Origin of the sequence: Endozoicomonas sp. NE40, from assembly GCF_040549045.1 — a bacterium.
GTDB classification, from domain to species: Bacteria; Pseudomonadota; Gammaproteobacteria; order Pseudomonadales; family Endozoicomonadaceae; genus Endozoicomonas_A; species Endozoicomonas_A lisbonensis.
Genome location: NZ_JBEWTB010000002.1, coordinates 2661382 through 2681179, shown reverse-complemented (window position 1 = coordinate 2681179; position 19798 = coordinate 2661382). Strand labels below are relative to the sequence as shown.

16 protein-coding genes are annotated in these 19798 nt (G+C 48.6%); 7 read left to right on the top strand and 9 right to left on the bottom strand.

Annotation, left to right across the window (positions count from 1 at the left end; genetic code table 11):
• Positions 1–108 precede the first annotated feature (108 nt).
• On the top strand, positions 109–1941 hold the full coding sequence (locus V5J35_RS13175; protein WP_354007579.1) for a hypothetical protein: 1833 nt from the start codon (positions 109–111) through the stop codon (positions 1939–1941).
• Positions 1942–2026: 85 nt separating this feature from the next.
• Here V5J35_RS13175 and V5J35_RS13170 read toward each other — a convergent pair whose 3' ends face one another.
• The gene (locus V5J35_RS13170; protein ID WP_354007578.1) at positions 2027–3181 is read right to left on the bottom strand and encodes a benzoate/H(+) symporter BenE family transporter; all 1155 of its coding nucleotides are present in this window, start codon (positions 3179–3181) and stop codon (positions 2027–2029) included.
• Positions 3182–3347: 166 nt separating this feature from the next.
• On the opposite strand from V5J35_RS13170, the gene V5J35_RS13165 reads away from it, so the two are divergent.
• The 4 genes from V5J35_RS13165 to V5J35_RS13150 all read left to right on the top strand — a co-directional run bounded on the left by V5J35_RS13165 (position 3348) and on the right by V5J35_RS13150 (position 7558).
• Positions 3348–3887: a helix-turn-helix domain-containing protein gene (locus V5J35_RS13165; protein WP_354007577.1), complete on the top strand. Its 540-nt coding sequence runs from the start codon at positions 3348–3350 to the stop codon at positions 3885–3887.
• A 286-nt stretch (positions 3888–4173) separates the two neighbouring features.
• On the top strand, positions 4174–5478 hold the full coding sequence (locus V5J35_RS13160; RefSeq protein ID WP_354007576.1) for a peptidoglycan DD-metalloendopeptidase family protein: 1305 nt from the start codon (positions 4174–4176) through the stop codon (positions 5476–5478).
• A gap of 98 nt (positions 5479–5576) precedes the next feature.
• On the top strand, positions 5577–5996 hold the full coding sequence (locus tag V5J35_RS13155; RefSeq protein WP_354016403.1) for a MarR family winged helix-turn-helix transcriptional regulator: 420 nt from the start codon (positions 5577–5579) through the stop codon (positions 5994–5996).
• 167 nt (positions 5997–6163) lie between these two features.
• Positions 6164–7558: an MATE family efflux transporter gene (locus tag V5J35_RS13150; protein ID WP_354007573.1), complete on the top strand. Its 1395-nt coding sequence runs from the start codon at positions 6164–6166 to the stop codon at positions 7556–7558.
• A gap of 59 nt (positions 7559–7617) precedes the next feature.
• On the opposite strand, the gene V5J35_RS13145 is transcribed toward V5J35_RS13150, so the two are convergent.
• Both V5J35_RS13145 and V5J35_RS13140 read right to left on the bottom strand, forming a co-directional pair.
• Complete coding sequence (locus tag V5J35_RS13145; RefSeq protein WP_354007572.1) at positions 7618–8517, bottom strand: helix-turn-helix transcriptional regulator; 900 nt, start codon at positions 8515–8517, stop codon at positions 7618–7620.
• A 75-nt stretch (positions 8518–8592) separates the two neighbouring features.
• A complete protein-coding gene (locus V5J35_RS13140) occupies positions 8593–9594 on the bottom strand; it encodes an ABC transporter six-transmembrane domain-containing protein (RefSeq protein ID WP_354007571.1) in 1002 nt (333 codons plus the stop codon).
• A gap of 115 nt (positions 9595–9709) precedes the next feature.
• Between V5J35_RS13140 and V5J35_RS13135 the strand changes: the two genes are divergently transcribed.
• Positions 9710–10159, top strand: coding sequence for a GNAT family N-acetyltransferase (locus tag V5J35_RS13135; protein WP_354007570.1), 450 nt, complete (start codon positions 9710–9712; stop codon positions 10157–10159).
• Between the two features lie 155 nt (positions 10160–10314).
• On the top strand, positions 10315–11793 hold the full coding sequence (locus V5J35_RS13130) for an SLC13 family permease (protein ID WP_354007569.1): 1479 nt from the start codon (positions 10315–10317) through the stop codon (positions 11791–11793).
• A gap of 23 nt (positions 11794–11816) precedes the next feature.
• Here V5J35_RS13130 and V5J35_RS13125 read toward each other — a convergent pair whose 3' ends face one another.
• The 6 genes from V5J35_RS13125 to V5J35_RS13100 all read right to left on the bottom strand — a co-directional run bounded on the left by V5J35_RS13125 (position 11817) and on the right by V5J35_RS13100 (position 19786).
• Positions 11817–13379: a hypothetical protein gene (locus tag V5J35_RS13125; protein WP_354007568.1), complete on the bottom strand. Its 1563-nt coding sequence runs from the start codon at positions 13377–13379 to the stop codon at positions 11817–11819.
• 398 nt (positions 13380–13777) lie between these two features.
• Positions 13778–14623 (bottom strand): ABC transporter ATP-binding protein, encoded by an 846-nt coding sequence (locus V5J35_RS13120; RefSeq protein ID WP_354007567.1) that lies wholly within the window; start codon positions 14621–14623, stop codon positions 13778–13780.
• Positions 14620–15699 carry a FecCD family ABC transporter permease gene (locus tag V5J35_RS13115; RefSeq protein WP_354007566.1) on the bottom strand — a complete coding sequence of 360 codons (1080 nt, stop codon included), beginning with the start codon at positions 15697–15699 and terminating at the stop codon, positions 14620–14622. Before V5J35_RS13115 ends, V5J35_RS13120 begins: the two co-directional genes overlap by 4 nt.
• Positions 15696–16715 carry a FecCD family ABC transporter permease gene (locus V5J35_RS13110; protein WP_354007565.1) on the bottom strand — a complete coding sequence of 340 codons (1020 nt, stop codon included), beginning with the start codon at positions 16713–16715 and terminating at the stop codon, positions 15696–15698. The genes V5J35_RS13115 and V5J35_RS13110 overlap by 4 nt, the downstream gene beginning before the upstream one ends.
• A 2-nt stretch (positions 16716–16717) precedes the next feature.
• On the bottom strand, positions 16718–17707 hold the full coding sequence (locus tag V5J35_RS13105; RefSeq protein WP_354007564.1) for an ABC transporter substrate-binding protein: 990 nt from the start codon (positions 17705–17707) through the stop codon (positions 16718–16720).
• 93 nt (positions 17708–17800) lie between these two features.
• Positions 17801–19786 (bottom strand): TonB-dependent receptor domain-containing protein, encoded by a 1986-nt coding sequence (locus tag V5J35_RS13100; protein WP_354007563.1) that lies wholly within the window; start codon positions 19784–19786, stop codon positions 17801–17803.
• Positions 19787–19798 lie beyond the last annotated feature (12 nt).

Here is a 19798-nt window from a genome sequence, read left to right as displayed (position 1 = left end):
ACCGATAAAATCTGCGCTACAGACAGAAAAATATCCGGTTTCAACAGCATGACTACTTAGACGACATAAATAGCTATAAACTGGCATACAGTTATTACCGAGGTTTTAATGATGTTTGTTTTTAAGATAGGAAAGGAAAAGAATTCGTCGAAAAACTTTAACAATCATAAACGACCTGAAAAAAAAAGTAACTATCTTCATGCTCCTGTTAGTGAACAACGTACCGATAATCAATTTTATAAAAAAAGAGGTTTTTTTAGTAGCGCTTTTTTTTCTCTTTTCTTAATACCGAGCTATGCGACAGCTTTTTTGGGTGGAGCATTTAATGCCAGTGACTTAGATACTTCGGGAATAGGCGGTTTAGATTTAGGTAATACAGCTACCATCATTGCCGAGGTCTACGGCAATAAAAACTCTACGGGTTATATTGAACCTCCTATATACTTCAATGGTAGCTACATATGCGCCGATGGCACCGGTTCATGCCTGAATCGTACAGCTATAAATACAGCACATGGCAGTGATAAATCTTTAGACCCAAACAGTACTTTGATTCACAATAATAATAAAGCGCACACTATAAGCAATTTTTCATGCAGTAAGTTGAAAAACCCCGATTCCCGAACGCTATGCGAAAATTTTACTGACTCTAAAGGTAGCTATAGTGTTCGTTATCTTGGAAAAAATGAACTTTTCTGGGAGCATGATAGCTTTACAGTTTATATTCTTCCCCCGGGAGAAATCTGGTTTAATGATGTCATCAGAATCACAAATGCTGAAAATGTCGCCATTATAGGGGAGGCTGACGCTGATGGAAATTACCCAACCCTCAGAGGAAGTAAAACAGACAGCACGATGCTTGAATGGATAAACTGCCAAAACTGCATGCTGGCCAATGTTAATATTGATCCAACAACGAACAACGCTCACTCACTTGCTTTTCAGGTTTCCGGAGAAAATACAGAGATAGAGTTCAGGAATATCCATGCGACGCACTCCCGTAGAGGCTTGCTTTATGCCACAAGTGCTAAATCAATTACTCTGGAAAATGTTGGAACCAGTTTTGAGCCTGAAAACAGGTTTACAAACCCATCTGTCTTATACGAAAGTGCAATTACTCTGCATAACTGCTCCAAAATCAAGGCAAAGAATGTCTGGGTATTCGATGTTACTCTCAGTTCGGCAGTCCTTAATGTTATCGATATTCTCAACCCTGAGGAGATTGATTTTGACGGTATATCTATCGGGCTGACAAATAACTGGTGGTCGTCTCAGGATATGGCTTACATAGGCCTGGCTTTTAGTGATATGGAAAAGAATTCACGGACTGGTGGCAGCGCTGTTAACGCATTAATGAAAGGACTGCACCCCGGGGTATACACAGGAGATAAAACTCGTGAACATGTTACAGTTCCTGAAGAATGGCCTGTTAACCGGCATATCCTGAGCCTGTCAACAAGGGCAGGCTCTCCTGCCGACACTACAAAAATAACCGGGCAGGTGACTATTGAAGACAATGATTACATCCGACAGATTGCTAATAAACCGGGAGTGCAGATAGTCAGTGGCGATGATTTATTTTATAACCTGAAAGTCATCTTCCCGGGCTTGATAAGCCCAACCGTTAATGTCTCTACTTCCAACTCTCCCTTCATTCCCAACTACACCTCCTCCCCAAGTGTCCAGAGGCGAAAAGGTGATGATGATTCTGGTTTGAGTGGTGGAGAAATAGCAGGAATAGCTATAGGCACTGCGATTGGTGTCGCCTTAACTATTTTGGGATATAAATACCGGGCAGCAATATGGACTACTTTTGCGGGCATCTTTAGTGCAACTGCTAACGTAGCTTATCAGTCAAGCTTTACAGCTGGTACTAATGATGATGATGAAGAAGCCATGATAGGGAAGGTATACGATCCCGACATGTCCGTTCCCAAGTAAAATATTTGTCTCTCTTCCACCGGAGTAGGACAACAATCATCACGGTGTTCCTAATGGCTAAAATTATCGGTAATGACTTTGGTTGTTACCGATAACTTTTGTTTAAAAAAACCACGCCTCCTGCCATCAACCCCAACAGGGTCGAGCCAACGTTTAACAGCGTTATTCCCGACACCGTGACCAGAAATGTAACCAGTGCCGCCTCATGATAACGGGTATCGTTGAAAGCGTTCTGCAAACACATTAACAAGGTTCCAAGTACTGCAAACCCAGCCATCATTTGCCCTATTGCATCAGGCAGAGCAACAAAAAGAACAACAACAGCTGTCGCCCACCCTCCGGCCAGAAGGTAAAAAATCCCTGCCCAGATGGCTGAGCGATAACGCAGGGACGGGTCAGCATCGACATTCTCATTCATACAGGCCGCCGCAGATATTGCAGCAAGGTTAACGCTGAAACCGCCAATCGGTGCCAGCACCGCATTCGTGATACCTGAACCGATCAGGACCTGGGGCAGAGGCAGGGAATAGTTGTAAGAACGCAGCATGGCAATACCCGGCAGGTTCTGCGAGAGCATTGTGACCAGATACAGAGGGATGCTGATATTAATCAGCCCTTGCAGGGTAAACTCAGGGGCGACAAAAACGGGGGCTGCCAGTGAGAACTCAACGCTCTGATCATCAAACACACCATCCCACAGGGCAAGGGTTAAACCTGCGACTAATAACAAAACCATCACATATTGTGGCAACCATCGCTTTGCCATCAGAAATGTCGTAAACATCACCATGAAAATGCCAAAATCCGACTCCGCCGGTAAAAAGGCATTCATACAGAACGGCAGAACAATCGCTGCCAGCATGGCAGTCGCCATTGGCTGGGGTATTGCCTGAATGGCTCTTGCGACCGGTTTCAGGCATCCGGTCAGGGCAATCATGACGCCCGTCATGACAAACGCCCCAATAGAAACAGCCAGGTCGTATTGATCCAGAACCCCTATCAACATCGCAGCGCCCGGTGTAGACCACGCCATAACCACCGGAATTTTATAGCGCAGAGAAAAACCAATAGAAGTCACTCCCATGGCTATGCCCAGGGCCATCAGCCAGCTGGCAACCTGTTCACTGTCTGCACCTGCAGCCATTGCTGCCTGAATGATAATGATGACCGAGCCTGTATAGCCAATAACAACCGCTGTTAAACCCGCCGAGATATGACGTATGTTGAGAAGTCTTTTCACCTGCATGGCTCCATCTGATAAAAGCCAGACCTTAAATCTGTTATTCTTATATGTGCGTTATTACGCACAAGAAGAATAGCATTGTGCGCTATTACGCACAAAAACAATAGCGTACAAAAACAATAGCGCACAAAGACTTTACACAAAAACCAAACCGGTACTCCTGATGAGCACAGACATCTTCAAGTCCCAGATTGCCAGTCATCTTAAATCCATAAGGGCAGCCAGAGGCTGGAGTCTCGACAAAACGGCACAGGCAACGGGTGTTTCCAAAGCAATGCTCGGGCAGATTGAACGTCAGGAATCCAGCCCGACCATTGCAACACTCTGGAAAATTGCCAGCGGTCTTGAAACATCATTCTCTGCGTTTTTTGCCACCAGAGAGTCGCTCAGAAACAGTGAAACAACGTTTCCCTGTGACCCATCCATGCAAATCAAAACGCTTTTTCCTTTCAGCGCTGATACCCGCATGGAAATGTTTGAAATTACACTGATGAAATTTCACCGCCAGCAGTCCTCACCCCATGCACCCGGAGTCATTGAACATTGCTGTGTTATTGAAGGTGAGATTGAACTTGAAACCGGTAATTCCAGCCACCTTCTGAAAAAAGGTGAAAGCCTGAAATTTCATGCTGACCAGCCCCACAGCTACAGGGCAAAAACAGACACCGCCGTTTTCCACAACATTATTTGCTACCCTGCCTGAAAAACAGGTAACAGGGCAGGAAGCCAGTTGCCAAAACCCAAACGTTATATTATAACATTTTCTTTAAATTCATTGTCGAAGCCTTATCAGTAAGTAAGTGCTACCGACTCTGTGACAATGACCGTTTCAGGCAGCGTAAAATTATCCACTAAGTGGTAGACTATCGTACTAATAACTGACAAAGACGGTCAGTTGTACGAGAACAATACGAGTAAACACCGCTTGGCGACCAACCTCTGTATTTAGTTTTATTGGATATTTCCCCCGGGCTTAAGAGCAACAACGAATGGCATCGATAAAGTATTTCTGTCTAAAGAACCGTAAACCTGTCGTGTTAACGGCTTTACTGGCTTCCACAACAGCAATACTCTGGCCATCGGGTGATTCAAGCCCTTACCGTGAAGTTGTATTACCATTAACAACCAGTCCTGCCATTGAAGAGCCTGAAACCGGACCTGTGGGGACCGTTCAGGAAGAGCAGATACAGCGAATTGGTTACACCATTGAAGCCAACGACACCCTGGGTTCCATCTTCGCCAAACTGCAATTGCCTCAAGCGACAATGTACAAACTGCTTGAAGCAGATCTGGACTTTCTTCAGCTCGATAATTTAAAGCCAGGTCAGCAGCTGCTCTTTATACGAGAAGGTGAAAACCAGCTGGTTACCCGCATGCAGGTAGTCATCGACAGTATTAACACGCTGGAATTTATTCGGGATGGTGATGACTACACCGGCGAAATGCTTTCCCATGTCACCAATATTGTTGAACGACAGGTTGATGGTGTTATTAACAACAGCCTCTACCAGAGTGCTTCCAGGGTAGGACTGAGCCCGGCAGAAATCGAGTCAATATCCCGCCTGTTTGAAGACAAAATCAACTTTGCCAGAGACCTGCGGGCAGGTGACACCTTCCAGATGCTGTATGACGATATCTATGTGGGAGACACTCACACCGGTCGCTCAACCCTGAAAGCTGTCATCTTTGTTAACCGGGGTAAACGACTGGCTGCTTTCCTGCACGACGATGGTCAGTATTATGATGAAACAGGGCAAAGTCTGAACCGGGCCTTCCTGCGCAGACCTGTTTCCGAGAGATATCGTATCAGTTCCCACTTTAACCCCAGACGCCTGCACCCTATCACCAAAAGAATTTCTCCACACAATGGTACTGACTTTGCCACACCGACGGGTACCCGGGCCAAGGCTATCAGCGATGGTGTTGTCACCCGGGTTGGTAATCATCCTGCAGCCGGCCTTCATATCACCATCCAGCACACCGAAACTTACAGCACCCGCTACCTGCATTTGAGCAAAATTCTGGTGAAACAAGGTCAGAGAGTTAACATCGGTGATATTGTCGCCTTAACAGGTAATACAGGTCGCAGTACCGGACCACACCTGCACTTTGAGCTGCACGCCAACAGCACACCCGTCAACTACATGACCTACTCGTTACCGGAAGGCAAACAGCTTGATTCCTCGCAGATGATCGCCTTTCAGGAACTGGTCAACCAGTACCTTGCCAAACTGGATGCAAGCGACGACAGCCAGATTGTTGCAAAATCCCCGGTTACAGCTGAAAAAGCCTGACCTCTCATAAGGCGCTGGCAGTCATCACTGCCAGCGCTGCTCTGTACGCAATATCCCAGCCTTGAAAATTAGTTAGCCTTACTAATAAAATATCACCTATGAAAGTTGAACAATCTTTAATGGTGATAGAGCGCTATATCAGTCGTTGCTGGCGTGAACAACCCAGCTTTGGAGACTGTAACCTGACCTATACAGAATACGATTATCTGGAAACTCTGGAAGAGTCAGGAATGATGCGCCTGTCTGAGCTGGCTGAATTAATGCGTGTCAGCAAGCCCACTGCCAGCAATATGGTCGCAAGACTGGAGAGAAAAAAGCTGGTTAAACGACAGCCATGCCCTGAAGACGGACGGGCAGTTCATGTTGTCTTAAGCAAAAAAGGGCAGGAACTGGTAGACAGTGATCGTCTTTTTTACGGAGAGTTGATTTCAAATCTGCTGAAAAACCTGTCAGCAAAGGATCAGAAGCAGCTGGAACAACTGCTGGGCAAGGTCGCAGCCAAAGCCTTTCAGGGCTAAATCAGCGACAGGTAATACCAGTTCCGCCTTCTAAGTATGATCATGAGCAAGCCATTCATGTTTAGAAGCTGGAATTGGTATGAGCATTTACTAAAGCCTGCCGATGACTGAGCAGGCGTATTTTTTTATCTTTTTAGTTAGCATTTCTAACCAATACTGAGAAAGCAATGTCCACCATAAAGGAACAAAAACAATTGCCGAGCGTTAACCGTCAGTTCTGGAGCTATGTTCTGCCAACGGTTGGGGCCATGCTGGTCAGCGGCCTGTATCAGGTCATTGACGGCATTTTTATCGGTCGTTATATCGGTGCAGAAGGTCTGGCGGGGATTAACCTGGCCTGGCCGATCATAGGCACACTGTATGGACTGGGGATGATGCTTGGGGTTGGCTCCGGTGCCATCAGCTCTATGGCCAGAGGCGAAAAAAAGCTGCATCGAGCCCGACGCGCCCTTGGAAACGGTCTGACATTGCTGCTGCTATTCGGCTTGCTGGGCTCCTTTCTTTTGTTCCTTTCCGGACAATGGTTACTGACGCTGCAGGATGCCAGCGGTGCTGCTTTTGAGCATGCAAGCAACTACCTCTGGGTAGTGGTATTTGGTTCACCATTCGCCATGGGCAGTTTGGCATTACCGTTTATGGTACGAAATGACGACGCTCCAACCGTCGCTACCTGGCTGATTGTCGTTGGCGCTGTTGCCAACGTTATCCTCAACGCTGTCTTTATTGTCTATCTGCAGCTGGGGCTGGCGGGTGCGGCACTGGGTACAACGATTTCCCAGCTGCTGGTTGTTATTCTGGGGCTTATGTATTTCTTCTCTGCCAGAGCGAACACTCGCCTGTCCCTGAAGGACCTGACTCCGGAGTTCAAGCTGTCACTGCACACCTGTAACATCGGCCTGTCGAGCCTGCTGATGTACTCTTACTTCAGCTTTATAACAGCAGTTCATAACTATCTGTTTATGAAATACAGTGACGCAGTCAATGTGGGTGCGTTTGCAGTGGTCGGATACATTGCTACGCTTTACTACATGTTTGCGGAAGGCGTCGCAGCGGGTACTCAGCCCCTGATCAGCTACAACTATGGCGCTGAACGTTATGCCCGAATGAAGCAGTTTGTAAACCGGATGCTTCTGGTCGCAGTGGGTTCCGGAGTACTGACGGTCATTGTCGTCAATCTGTTTGCGGACCCGATTATCCTGATGTTTAACAGTGACGATCCGGTCTTCTTCAATGCCACTAAACTGGGGTTACGCCTGCACCTGGCGGCTGTGTTCCTGGATGGTCTGATTTTCAGTGCGGGCGTATTTTTCCAGTCACTGGGACTGGGTCGCAAGGCCACCGTTGTTACCATGGCAAACATGCTGATACAGCTGCCATTCCTGCTGGTGCTGCCTATGTATCTGGATGTCAAAGGTATCTGGCTGGCGGTGCCTCTGTCGAATATTGCCCTGTCGCTGGTTGTATTGTTAATGATGGGGGCGGAATGGAAAAAGCTTGGTCTGTCAAAAACCGGTAAAACCATTAACCTCAGTTCCAGAAAACAACAACATCATACTGCCTGATCTGAATAGCTTGATGGAAGAGTAGCCCGGATTCGCTCCGGGCTTTTTTCCAATTCTTATCATTCACTTTTTATTGTCAGACAGATCGTTATATCCATAATGTCTTTCTGCCACTCGTCCTGATAGTGAAAGACCTCAATTGCATAACCTGCAGGGTCAGGTTCAGTGTCCATAGACAGCACCCTGCTATACACCGCGTCCCAGAGAGTAAAATAAGCCACCAGGCTGTTTAACCTGACCCGACAGCAGAGATAAGTGGCCGCCGGAAGAATCAGGTTAGCCTCTGCCTCAGAGTCTGCCAGCCTGCCAATCCGATAGGCTTGTTCTTTTTCGGGCTTATCCATGTCTTTCATGGGGAACAGACCATACACATCCGTGCCGGACCCATAACCAGCTTCCAGAACCTTTTCCCAGTCACGAGTCTGCGGGTAATGTCTGACCGATAAAGCTCTGGCTGGGTAATACTGGATATGGAACTCAATATCCCTGGCTATGCTCTGTTCCAGCCCCGTCTCCTTTCGCCCTGTTGGAAGCAGTAATTGTTCAATGGCGTCCCACCCCTCCTGCAGAAACCGGAACCGGATAGTTTTAGCCGATGTGTCCAGCTCTCTGCGCAATGCTTTTGCCAGGGACTGGGAAGAAGAAAAGCCACAGCTTAGTGCTATTTCAGTCACAGACCTGTCAGGATAGATGACGAGATCATAAAGCACGGCCTGAAGACGCAGCCGCCGAAGGTATTGACCAGGAGGTTCTTGAAAAACCGTTCGGAACATACGGTGAAAATGGTAGGGTGAAATCGCAGCATGGGCTGCCACTTCATCCCAGGAAGGGGGAGGGAGCCGGTCAAGGGTGCTCTTCAGGTAATCAATAGCACGCCTGAAGCGTTTCTTCCAGAGTGGCGATAAAGACGACAGAAGTTGTTCTTCAGGTATCAGGCTGAAAGGCTGGCTATGGTTCATTATTTACCGCAAACTCGGCTTCTGGTGCTGCCAGTTTACCAGAGCCTTGTTTGCTTCACTCATGGCGGTTGTTCCTTACGTCCGAAGCACCTCATCCCCGGTAATACAGGCATCAGTATCCGTCGATGTGGGCTCAGGATTAATTCGTTCCGTTATCTCATGCAAACGAGCAAAACCCTGCAGCGAAGTCGGTATAACCAGCACTGCTCCGATAAACTCCCACGAGTAATGTACGATAGAGAAAATTTTTCCTGCGGATATATCAGCGATCCCGGAACTGAGCCACAGGTTGAATACAATAAATAGAATCTGCAGTAAAAAGATCAGGCCGTAAACGGTTGCCTCTGCGTCCGACAGTTTTATTTCCCATTTTCTTAACCGGCTGAAATGCTTCAACACAGAAGCATGCTGACCTGCCTCGAGAACATTCACCTGCTTTTCAAGCTGTTCATTCATGGCTGCGTTGTACCGGTAAAAACAACCATGAAACAATGCGTAGCAAAGCATAACCGCAGCCAGCGTGACCAGGGCGGCCAACCCAAGATAGACATGAAAAGTAAGAAGAACAATAAATACAACAATGATCTGTACAACAGAGGTAAGAAGCTCCGGCGCGTCATCTTCAAGAAAGTCAACCAGCTCCCGGGCCATATCCATGCGAGCACTTCGGGCCGATACGGGCAGTTGTGCATAGCGTTGCTGCAGCGTTTTACTCAGGGTAACCCTGATGGTGCCATAGGTTCTGGTGTCATAGCGCCGCCGAATAACAGATGTCACGGTTAAAACCACCATAACACCTGCCAGTATTCCAAGCTCCCGGACATCTCCGGACAGCAGGCCATCTATCGCCAGTCCAATCAGAAGCGGTATTAATGCCAGTTGAACATTCTCCAGCAATACCAGCCCCCAGGTTGTGATTACTTTGAGTGTGTAATGCCGGAACAGAGTCTTCAGCCCCAATCGTCCATTCAGCTCCATTGATTCGATTCCCTGTTCCCATAGGTTCAAGCGCTGATCGTCCTGGTGAAAATATAATAGAACCACACTATCCAGAATTTCATCCTGATTCGTGTCCATTTTTGCTGAATGACCGGCAACAGCTTCCAAATAAACAGATCATTGTCGTTTGTCAGGGCCAATCACTGTCTCACTGCTAAAAGCATAAACCTGTAAAGACAACATAAGAGATTGTATGAGCACTCAAATCAATCTGAGAGCACTGGAAAAACACGACCTGCAGTTTGTCCACCAGCTGAACAACAATCGCAGTATCATGTCGTACTGGTTTGAGGAACCTTTTGAATCCTATGGCGAACTGGAAGACCTCTACGTCCGGCATGTCCATGACAACTCGGAACGTCGTTTTATAGCGGTTGACCAGAGCAATGAGTCTATCGGACTGGTTGAGCTGATTGAAATTGATTACATCCACCGCAATGCCGAGTTCCAGATCATTATTGCACCGGAACATCAGGGCAAGGGCTACGCCAGAACCCTGATCCGGTCAGCACTGGACTACGCCTCTAACATCCTGAACCTGCATAAAATCTATCTTGTGGTTGCACAGGAGAACGAAAAAGCGATTCATCTCTATAACAGCTGTGGTTTTGCCGAGGAAGGCAGGCTGGTTGAAAGGCACTGAATAGTCAGGCGTTCAGTACCTTTCAAATGGATTAATAGCTCCACTTTTCGGGAAAATCTCCTCATTTTTTTTATTTTTGATAATAAAGCCCACAGAACTGCAAACTCTTGCTTAGACTGAACCCCCTGAGAACTATCAATCGAGAGGGGTATTCAGTGTCAGACGTACCGATAGAACGCAGCCCAATCAAATTACTGGTTGGCCGAATTGCGATTCCAGTCTCATTTTGTGCTCTGGTTGCAATTCTCCTTCTACCCTTGCAGGGGCTTACGCCTGCCGGTCAGGCAATGCTGGGTATTCTGGCAATGGCTGTTATCCTGTGGGTGACAGAGGCAATGGCTTATCCCATCAGTGCATTGCTGATTGCCCTGCTAATGACTCTGTTTCTTGGACTGATCCCAAACCCGGATACGGGTTCTGTTATTGGTACCAGTAAAGCCATTCTTCAGGCGATGAAAGGATTTTCCTCGCCCAGCATTATTGTCATCTCCGGCGCATTGATTATGGCGGCAGCCATGCAGGCAACGGAACTTGACCGGCGAATTGCCCGGGCTATTTTATCCCGGGTTCATCCTTCCCCTGGTGCGATTCTTGCCGGATGCCTTCTGATCGGAGTAGTGTTCTCATTTTTGGTGCCTTCACCCACCGGCAGAACTGCTGTCCAGGTCCCGATCCTTGCCGGAGTGGTTGCGACGCTTGGGCTGGGGGCCCAAAGCCGGTTTGCCGCCATTCTGGTGATTGGCGCAGCGCAGGTCAGTACGGTCTGGAATGTCGGGGTCATGACGGCTACCGGACACAATGTTGCCGGACTGGAGCTGATGGCAGAGCATAGTGGATATTCTCTCACCTGGGCAAAATGGTTGCTCTATGCCGGTCCCTGGTCTGCCTTGATGACTATTATTCTGTTTGTGATTCTTCGACGTGAACTGAATGGTGTCAGCTTTGGTTCAGACACCATTTCTCTTACCGGTAATCGGGAGCCTTTAAACCATCAGCAGAAGCGACTGGCTCTTTTTACTCTGATTTTGATTACCAGCTGGGTTACAGAAGGTTTCCTGCATCATATCACTGTGCCTGCGACCATGCTGATTATGGCTGTTTGCCTGTTACTTCCGGGACTTGGTGTATTCAGTAGTTGGAAAGAGGTTGAAAAATGTCTGCCCTGGGGCGTGATTGTGATGTTTGGTGTCAGTATCAGCCTCGGGCAACAACTGGTTAATACCGGAGCTGCTGCCTGGTTAGCAGAATCCTGCTTCTCGGCGCTGGATATATCATTATTTTCTATTCCTCTTCTGGTCGTTGCTATGACCAGTTTCTCAATCATCATGCATCTGGGGTTTGCCAGTGCAATGAGCGTGACGGTGGCTTTGCTTCCGGTGTTTCTGGCATTTTCGAGTACCCTGCCACCATCAATGTCTGAAAATGCAATGGGGCTGGTACTTCTACAATTGTTTGCAGTGAGCTTTGGAATGATTCTGCCGGTGAATGCACCGCAAAATATGGTGGCCTATTCGACAGGGTATTTTGATACCAGAACCTTTGCGCGAATTGGTTTGCAGCTGACAGTTGCCAGTTTGCTAACCTTTGCCCTGTTTGCTGCCACCTGGTGGAAGTGGACAGGTTTGCTGGTTTGAGAAGAAGCCCTGAAACATTGGTTTCAGGGTGATTCCGACAATTTCAGTACCGGGGTGGGAACCATTTGTCCATGTAGTTTTTTATTTGTCAGAGATGTTCCGGGATACCTTGCATAGTAATCCGATGGAATATTTAATGGTTCCGATAAACCAAAAGCCTGGTCCAGGCCCGTAGAGAAAGCGATTTTAACCGCTGCCATTATGCCAAGGTTCTGAGCGGCATTCATACTCCTTACGGCAAAACCGATTTTGTACGGTTCCCCTGAGTGGTGTGAAAAAGCAACATAAGACAGCCCCAGGTTGGTGATGATGGTAATCAGGTTGCTGACAGATTCTGGTTCGGAAGTATACGAAGGCAGGGTAGTGTGCTTTAGCCTTTTATTAAAAGCATCAGAAACCGCATAGGCTGATACTTTCCTGAGAATTTTTGATGTTTCTGCCATTATTTTCGGAGTTGCCTTTATCGCCCCGTTTGCCATTCCGACATTAATCAGTCTCGAAAGCACTGGTATTGGGATAGATTTTAAAGCCATACCGGAAGGAATCATGGATGTAGCCAGATCGACCACTTTCGCACTGGCGAGGCATAAAGCTCCGGCAAATAGCTCAGAGTAGAATTCGTCTTTATCAGTTTTTTTACAATTCTGAAGTTCGGGATTACACCAGGGCTTATCTTTCGAACCATCAAGATAAGCATGGGTAGCTTGCTGACTTATCTTTTTAACATTATTCACTGCTGCTGTGTACATAAACCCTATAGTGGAGTCGATGAACATTTTTCCTGCCTTAATGTTGCCTCCGCTGGCCATCCCAATGGCAATCTGTAATAACAGGGGTGGAACCAAAAGGGCTGTGGAAGCTGCAGCCGTTGCCAGCATTTTATCAAGGCCGGGGTATTTTCCAGTTTCAAGATGTTTTCTGACATAGGGTAAAGCCAGTTCAACCGCTACATGACTGGCCTGGTTAGCTGCACTTTTAATCGCATAATGATTCAGTGCTTCATGAAAGCTGAGCTGTTTCATATTCAGAGTGATGTCGTTATAAATCGCTCTGGACTCTGCCGGTACCAGCATGATGATTAATACTGCTCCACGCGAGTGAATAAGATCAAGACCCGCATCGTTCAACAGTTCTGCCATGCCGTCAGCCAGATAGTTTGAACCTCCGAGCACCAGTATTGAATCGTAGTATTGTGAATACGAGGAGCCTTTCGCATCAATGAACCCCCCTGCAAAAACATACTGGCTCAGTGCTGCAAGAGTGAGAACTGGAATCAGAATTTTCAGCTTTTTTTGCGCTTTTTTCAGTTCAGGGGCAGAAGGTTGTCGGTTAAGATTCAGGGTATTCCAGTCTATTAAACCCTTTGGGTGCGGTGATAAATAGTTTTTCATCACCGTCATTGAATGGTTTATCTCGTCTGGCTTCTGAAGGGAAGTAGTGTCATTTAAAGCAGGGGCTGATTCATTAGTACAGGTTGTCTTCAGGTATTCACTGGTAGGGAAGATAGCGAAAAATTTTGGAGGCGGTGGAGAGTGTGCATGTAATGCTGTTGAACAATGAATTGATACCAGAAAAAGAGTGGTCAATAACGATCCATGGCTAAATAGTTTATACACAATTCTTAACACCATTATTATTAATTGAAGTTATTCATATCCGACTTGTGCGGTAGGCTCAACAGTTGTTTATACGGGGTTACCCCTCCTTAAAATACCTTCATCCTTAATAATCTGTTTCTTGGAAAGCGGGTCAGAGTTAAAGAACCTGAGTACAAGGCGAACAGGTTGTGATAAATCGCAGGTCGTACTCTCTGGTCAGACGTCAGTAAAGTCTATTTAGAGCTAGCTAGCAAGGTGGTGACAAAGAAGTGATTGAGGGGGGGGGGAGTTGAGGGAACCTGAAATAGATAAAAAAGCCCGGAATCTTCCGGGCTTCTGTTCAGACAGCGTGATGCTGTTAATTGCCGGAAACTCGTTTAAACGATTCAGGCTGTTTTTACCAGCAGCTTCGGCTCAACCAGATGCAGCGGATTACTGACCCGGCGTCCTTTACCCACAGGCACACAAGTGGGCGTACCAAACATCGGACAGGGAATAATCTGTGAATCCAGACCAAACACCTGCTCCACCAGTTCAGCGGTCATCACCGTTTCCGGCGCGCCACTGGCATAAATCTCACCATCCTTTACCGCCACAATATTATCGCTGAAGCGACTGGCAAGGTTCATATCGTGCAGCACCATCACCACCGTGCGCCCTGAGTTTCGATTCAGGTCAAACAGAAGGTCAAGGATTTCAATCTGATGGCTCATGTCCAGATAGGTCGTCGGCTCGTCCAGCAGAATCACCGAAGTGTTCTGTGCCAGAGTCATGGCAATCCAGGCCCTCTGGCGCTGACCACCAGACAGGGAATCCACGGTACGTTCAGAAAACTCGCTCATGTTGGTGGCAGACAGAGCTTCCATGACACAACGTTCGTCTTCTTCCGACCACTGCTTCAGCCAGCTCTGGTGCGGGTAACGCCCCTGACGAACCAACTGCATCACCGACATGCCTTCAGGCGCTACCGGTCCCTGGGGCAGAATCGCCAGACGTTTGGCAATCTCTTTAGTGGAACTGGTAAATACTTCCCGGCCATCCAGCAGCACACAACCCGACTTTGGTTTCAGCAGACGCGCCATGGAGCGCAGCAGGGTTGATTTACCACAACCGTTGGCGCCAATCAGGGTGGTGATTTTGCCTTCCGGAATATCCAGATCAATATTGTTGATAATGGTTTTGTCACCGTAACCCAGTGACAGTTTCTGACTTTGGAGAACGGGACGGCTCATTTCTTAGTCACCAACAAATAAATAAAGTAAGGACCGCCAATGGATGCGGTAAAGATACCCACCGGCACTTCCAGTGGTGCAAGCACCATACGACCAGCAAGATCACTGACCACCACCAGCAGTGCTCCCACCATGGCGGCACCAGGCAGCAGCAGCTCCGGCATATTGCCCAACAGTCGTCGGGTAATATGCGGTGCCATCAGGCCAACAAAACCAATGCTGCCACAAAAGGCGACACTGCCCGTTGCCAGGGCGGTGCTGAGCATGATCAGGCCAAAACGTTCCGGGGTCAGCCTGCTGCCAAGGCCTCTTGCCACATCATCACCCAGACTCTGAGCCGTCAGGCTGCGCATGGCGAGAATTAAAAACGGCACCAGCAGCAAATACCAGACTGAAAGAATCTGCACCTGCTGCCAGTTCGCCGTATTCAGACTGCCACTCAGCCACACCTGTGCCGCTGCGGTTTTATCAATGGAACTCTGGGTCATCATCACCGTACGGGCAGCCACCAGCAGAGAACCCATACCAATACCGATAAGGATCATCCGTCTTGGCGCGACACCGTCATTCCAGGCAATAAAATAGATGGCCATGACGGTGACCACACCACCAGCGAACACAAACGCAGGCATCCAGAACAGACTGACCGATCCGGCAAACACTGTGATAATGGCTACTGCCACAAAGCTGGCACCGTCGGTCACACCCAGTACATCGGGCGATGCCAGAGGGTTACGTACCAGCCCCTGCATAATGACACCGGCAATGCCCAGACCTGTACCCACCATAATGGCCATCAGGACTCTGGGCAGACGGAACGTATTAATAATCAAAGATTCCGTCACATCGCCCTGACCCGCCAGCGTCTGCACAACCCGCCACGGGCTGATCATGCTGGAGCCGGTTCCCAGCGCTACAAGCGTCGCCACCAGCATCAGCAGTGCAATGGTTCCCAGCATCAGAACATCCCGGCGTGGGAAGAGGTGGGAAACCCAGGCATTACGGATCAAGAGGTAGTTAGAAGACTTGCCCGGCAGCTCGCCTGATAACTCGTTCAATAAAGCGTTCTGGCTCATGCTGTCAGGCTCCGTCGTGCGTAAGCGATAAAGAAAGGCGCGCCAATCAGCGACATAGCCACCCCGACGGGAACCTCCTGAGGCCAGACAATAAATCGGGCCAGCACATCAGCCGACAACAGCAGGCTGGCACCAATCAGCATGGAGCCGGGAACCAGCCAGCGATAATCAAGCCCCAGCACCGCTCGGGCAAAGTGTGGAGCAACCAGGCCAGCAAAACCGATAGGCCCGGCCATCGCTACAGACATCCCCGCCAGCGAAACAATCACCAGACAGGCCGCCAGTTTCACCCACAGGGTTTTCTGCCCCAGGCTTCTGGCAATATCATCACCCAGCGCCTGGGCGTTCATGGACTTAGCCAGCAGGAAAGCAACCACCCAGCCAGCGACCATCGCCGGAATCATGGAAGTCACCAGATCCAGACGACGCCCTTCAATTGAACCGGATAGCCAGAACAGTACCTCATCCAGAACCGATTCGTTAAACACCAGTATCCCGGAGGTCACAGAAGCCAGAAACGCGTTAACAGCAACGCCCGCCAGCGTGAGGTTCAGTGGCGTCAGGTTGCCGGTGGACATACCCAGAAAGTACACGACGCAAGCCGTAGCTGCGGCCCCCACCATGGCAAACAGGGCAAAAAACTCATGACTGGTAACACCAAAGAATGCAGTTGCGACAACAATCGCCAGCGACGCACCGGCATTGATACCAAAAATACAGGGTGATGCCAGCGGGTTGCGGGTCAGCCCCTGCATAAACAGACCGGCAACCCCCAGGCTGGCCCCCACCAGTGTGGCCAGAACCGCTCTGGGAAAACGCATCTCCAGCACAACAATATGTTCACGACTGCCGTCGAATGCAGTAAAAGCACCCGTCACATCCTGCCAGGTGATGCCGGTGTAACCTAAAATCATACTGCACAGTGCCAGTGCAATGACTGCAAAAAACAGGGTAATCAGTACAAGGCTCCTTGGAACCTGTACTGACATCATCATTTGTCGGGAAGCAACCGTCATTATCAGCCTTCCTGCGCTAACGGTTGCTGTTTTAACAAGACATTTTCAATGTCCTGCAAAACCATTTGGCCGGAAAGAATACCGTAAGACTTGTTCCAGATATCATTGTCCACCTGATAGATCTGACCTTTCTGGCTGGCACGAAGCTCCTGCCAGAGCGGATGTTCCAACCAGTTGTTTGTATTCTCAGCACCGGCTTCAGGGTCAGTAGAAGCAAATGTAAAATAGAACTGAATATCGGCATCGGCCTCAGGGATGCGTTCCATGGTCAGAGGCTCCGCAAAATCATCCTTGTCGTGCAGTTCAGGCCGGGCAAAACCCAGCTCCTTAATCAGACCTGCGGCAAAACTCTCATTGTAGTAATAACGGGCTCCGGTTACCTGAAAGCGGATAACAGCGACCTCCTGATCTAATAAGTCCCTGTCATCAAGGCGGGCAGACAAGTCACGAATCGTGTCGTCGAGGTTAGCAAGAATCTTCATTCCATCATCCTTGCGATTAACGGCATCGCTTATCAATGCCAGATTCTCACGCAGCATTCCATTAAACTGGTCAGCATACACAGTGGGAGCAATGGCACTTAACTGTGGATAAATACTTTCCTGCCGGGATTTAAGACCAAGAATCAGGTCCGGTTGAAGGCTGGCAACCGCTTCCAGATTGACCTGGCCTTCACTGCCCACAACGGCCACGCCTTCCATACCGTCGCGAATATGGGCAAACCAGGTATCCGCCGGGTTAGCGGTATTCGAGCGAACAGCGCCAACCGGCTTAAGACCTAAAGCCAGCAGTGTTTCAGTGGCTTCTACCGACAGGACAACAATGCGTTCCGGAGCCTCGGGAACTTCTGTTACTCCCATAGCATGGGTAACATTACGGGTCATTCCTGCTGCTGTGTCCATCTGCTCAGGTGTACTGCCCGAACAACCCACCAGAAAAGCAGCCAGTCCCATTATTGGAAGCAGCTGTCGGAGTTTACGTGTAACAGCCATTGAAAAATACCTCGTGATTAGTCTGGAAAAAACAGGCACACCCCCTGCCACACTGGAGATGCCCTGTTTTTTTGTCGCTCTGTTGCTTATGAATTAAAAGTCAGTGGTAAAGCCGACATACCATGTACGAGGGTCAACGGTAACACCGCGGGTCTCTGCTTCATGCTTCAGGCTTTTGTTGGTCAGGTTGCTGATACCTGCGCGGAAACGCAGGTCGTCACTGTGTCGGTAATTCACACCAAGATCGACCAGGGTATAGCCATCCACGTCAACATTATCGCTATGGCTTATTACCTGTTTGCCCTGATAAGAGGCTTTGACAAAGGTGTTCAGCTTGTTGGTGGCCTTCCAGTCCAGAGTGGATGAAAGGGTCTGCTGCGGACGGTTGGTCAGTTTCTGGTTATTGGTACGGTCCATTGCATCAATGTAGGTGTAATCGGCTTTAAGCGACAGGGTACTGCTCAGGTTGATGCGACCGCCCAGTTCCAGGCCATCAATTCGGGCTTTGTCGACATTTTTGTATGTGAAAGCTTCACGACCATCAATGATACCAAGCAAATTGTCAAAGTCCCGCATAATCAGATCATCAACGTCATTACGGAAGATGGCAGCTTCAACCATCCAGTTCTCTTCCTGATAATTCATTGCCAACTCATAACTCGTGCTGGTCTCTGGCTTCAAATCAGGGTTACCAATTATCCAAGCTGTTCCTTTACGACTGCTGAGACGATATTCCTCACTCAGCTGCAACAATGTTGGCGCATTGAACGCTTTACCAACCCCGCCTTTTACTGTCAGCTTGTCGTTTACCGTATTAACCAGATACGCCCGGGGACTGAACTCGGTACCAAATTCCTCATGGTTATCCACACGAGTACCGTAGGTCAGCATCCAGTCATCATTCAGGCTCCATTCATCCTGAATAAACAGAGCCTGTTCCTGAATTCTGGCATTACCGGTACTGAGCAGGTCCCTTTTATTGTCCAGCTCAATTTTGCGAACTTCACCACCCAGTGTCAGTCGATGGCTATTAATTTCAGTTGTCACAGAACCATCGACAGCATTGTTGGTTTCAGTCACATAATCACGATTGAACTTGCCAAAATCATACTCACCAATTTCAACCTCTTCACGACTGTAGCGTAACTGACTGTCACCCCAATCCCATTCGCCACCATGGGTAATCGCAATACTGTTACGTTTTACTTTCTGGTCGGTCGGGTTGTGGTTAATGGTTGACTCAATGAGTCCTTCCCGCTCGTCATTACTGTAGGAAACATCAAAATCCAGGGTTTGTCTGTCGTTGATCAACCAGTTCAGACCACCGGAAAGGCTCAGTGTGTCGCGTTCTTCCAGAGCGGTAACCCCGGAGCGATCACCATCAAAAGGTTTCCAGGCATCTCTTGCACTTTTATTGATGGAAAAGTTCATATACAGCTCATCATCAATCAGTGCGCCACCGCTGTTCAGGCCAATCATGAACTCTGCACCACCATCACCGCCACTGGTGGGGCGGGAGTAGTCACCACTTATGCTGCTGCGCCATTCGTTGTCAGGAACCTTTGTAATAATGTTAATGACTCCACCCATGGCTTCCGAGCCATACAGTGCCGACATAGGTCCACGAATAATTTCAATCTGCTCAATGTTATCCTGAGGAATGGAAGCGTAGTCAAAGTCGTTACCACGGATGATAGCGTTGGAAGAACTCACCTTACGTCCATTGACCAGAATCATGGTGTACTTGCTGTCCATTCCCCGAATACTGATCAGCTCGCGCCCTGCACGACCGCCGGTTTTCATACTCTCAACACCTACAGCTTCTGCAACAATGTCGTTTAATGCAGTGTGCGGGCGTGACTGTATTTCTTCACTACTGATCACCGACATGGAAGCGGGAGCTGTGGCCAGGTTGTTTTCAGTTTTTGTAGCGGTCACCACCACCTGGTTCATCATATAAGAGGGCTGGTCTTGCAGCCCTGCATCATCAACTTCTTCAGCGACAAGGGACGGTGACAGACTGGCAGCTACAGCCAGTGACAGAATCTGGAGCTTGAATTGCGTGTGTGGGCGGAGCATTGGTACTACCGT

Excerpts from the sequence above, each read along its gene's own strand:
- V5J35_RS13175 (WP_354007579.1), top strand. The coding sequence starts at position 109 with ATGATGTTTGTTTTTAAGATAGGAAAGGAAAAGAATTCGTCGAAAAAC.
- V5J35_RS13165 (WP_354007577.1), top strand. The coding sequence starts at position 3,348 with ATGAGCACAGACATCTTCAAGTCCCAGATTGCCAGTCATCTTAAATCC.
- V5J35_RS13160 (WP_354007576.1), top strand. The coding sequence starts at position 4,174 with ATGGCATCGATAAAGTATTTCTGTCTAAAGAACCGTAAACCTGTCGTG.
- V5J35_RS13155 (WP_354016403.1), top strand. The coding sequence starts at position 5,577 with ATGAAAGTTGAACAATCTTTAATGGTGATAGAGCGCTATATCAGTCGT.
- V5J35_RS13150 (WP_354007573.1), top strand. The coding sequence starts at position 6,164 with ATGTCCACCATAAAGGAACAAAAACAATTGCCGAGCGTTAACCGTCAG.
- V5J35_RS13145 (WP_354007572.1), bottom strand. The coding sequence starts at position 8,517 with ATGAACCATAGCCAGCCTTTCAGCCTGATACCTGAAGAACAACTTCTG.
- V5J35_RS13140 (WP_354007571.1), bottom strand. The coding sequence starts at position 9,594 with ATGGACACGAATCAGGATGAAATTCTGGATAGTGTGGTTCTATTATAT.
- V5J35_RS13135 (WP_354007570.1), top strand. The coding sequence starts at position 9,710 with ATGAGCACTCAAATCAATCTGAGAGCACTGGAAAAACACGACCTGCAG.
- V5J35_RS13120 (WP_354007567.1), bottom strand. The coding sequence starts at position 14,623 with ATGAGCCGTCCCGTTCTCCAAAGTCAGAAACTGTCACTGGGTTACGGT.
- V5J35_RS13115 (WP_354007566.1), bottom strand. The coding sequence starts at position 15,699 with ATGAGCCAGAACGCTTTATTGAACGAGTTATCAGGCGAGCTGCCGGGC.
- V5J35_RS13110 (WP_354007565.1), bottom strand. The coding sequence starts at position 16,715 with ATGACGGTTGCTTCCCGACAAATGATGATGTCAGTACAGGTTCCAAGG.
- V5J35_RS13105 (WP_354007564.1), bottom strand. The coding sequence starts at position 17,707 with ATGGCTGTTACACGTAAACTCCGACAGCTGCTTCCAATAATGGGACTG.
- V5J35_RS13100 (WP_354007563.1), bottom strand. The coding sequence starts at position 19,786 with ATGCTCCGCCCACACACGCAATTCAAGCTCCAGATTCTGTCACTGGCT.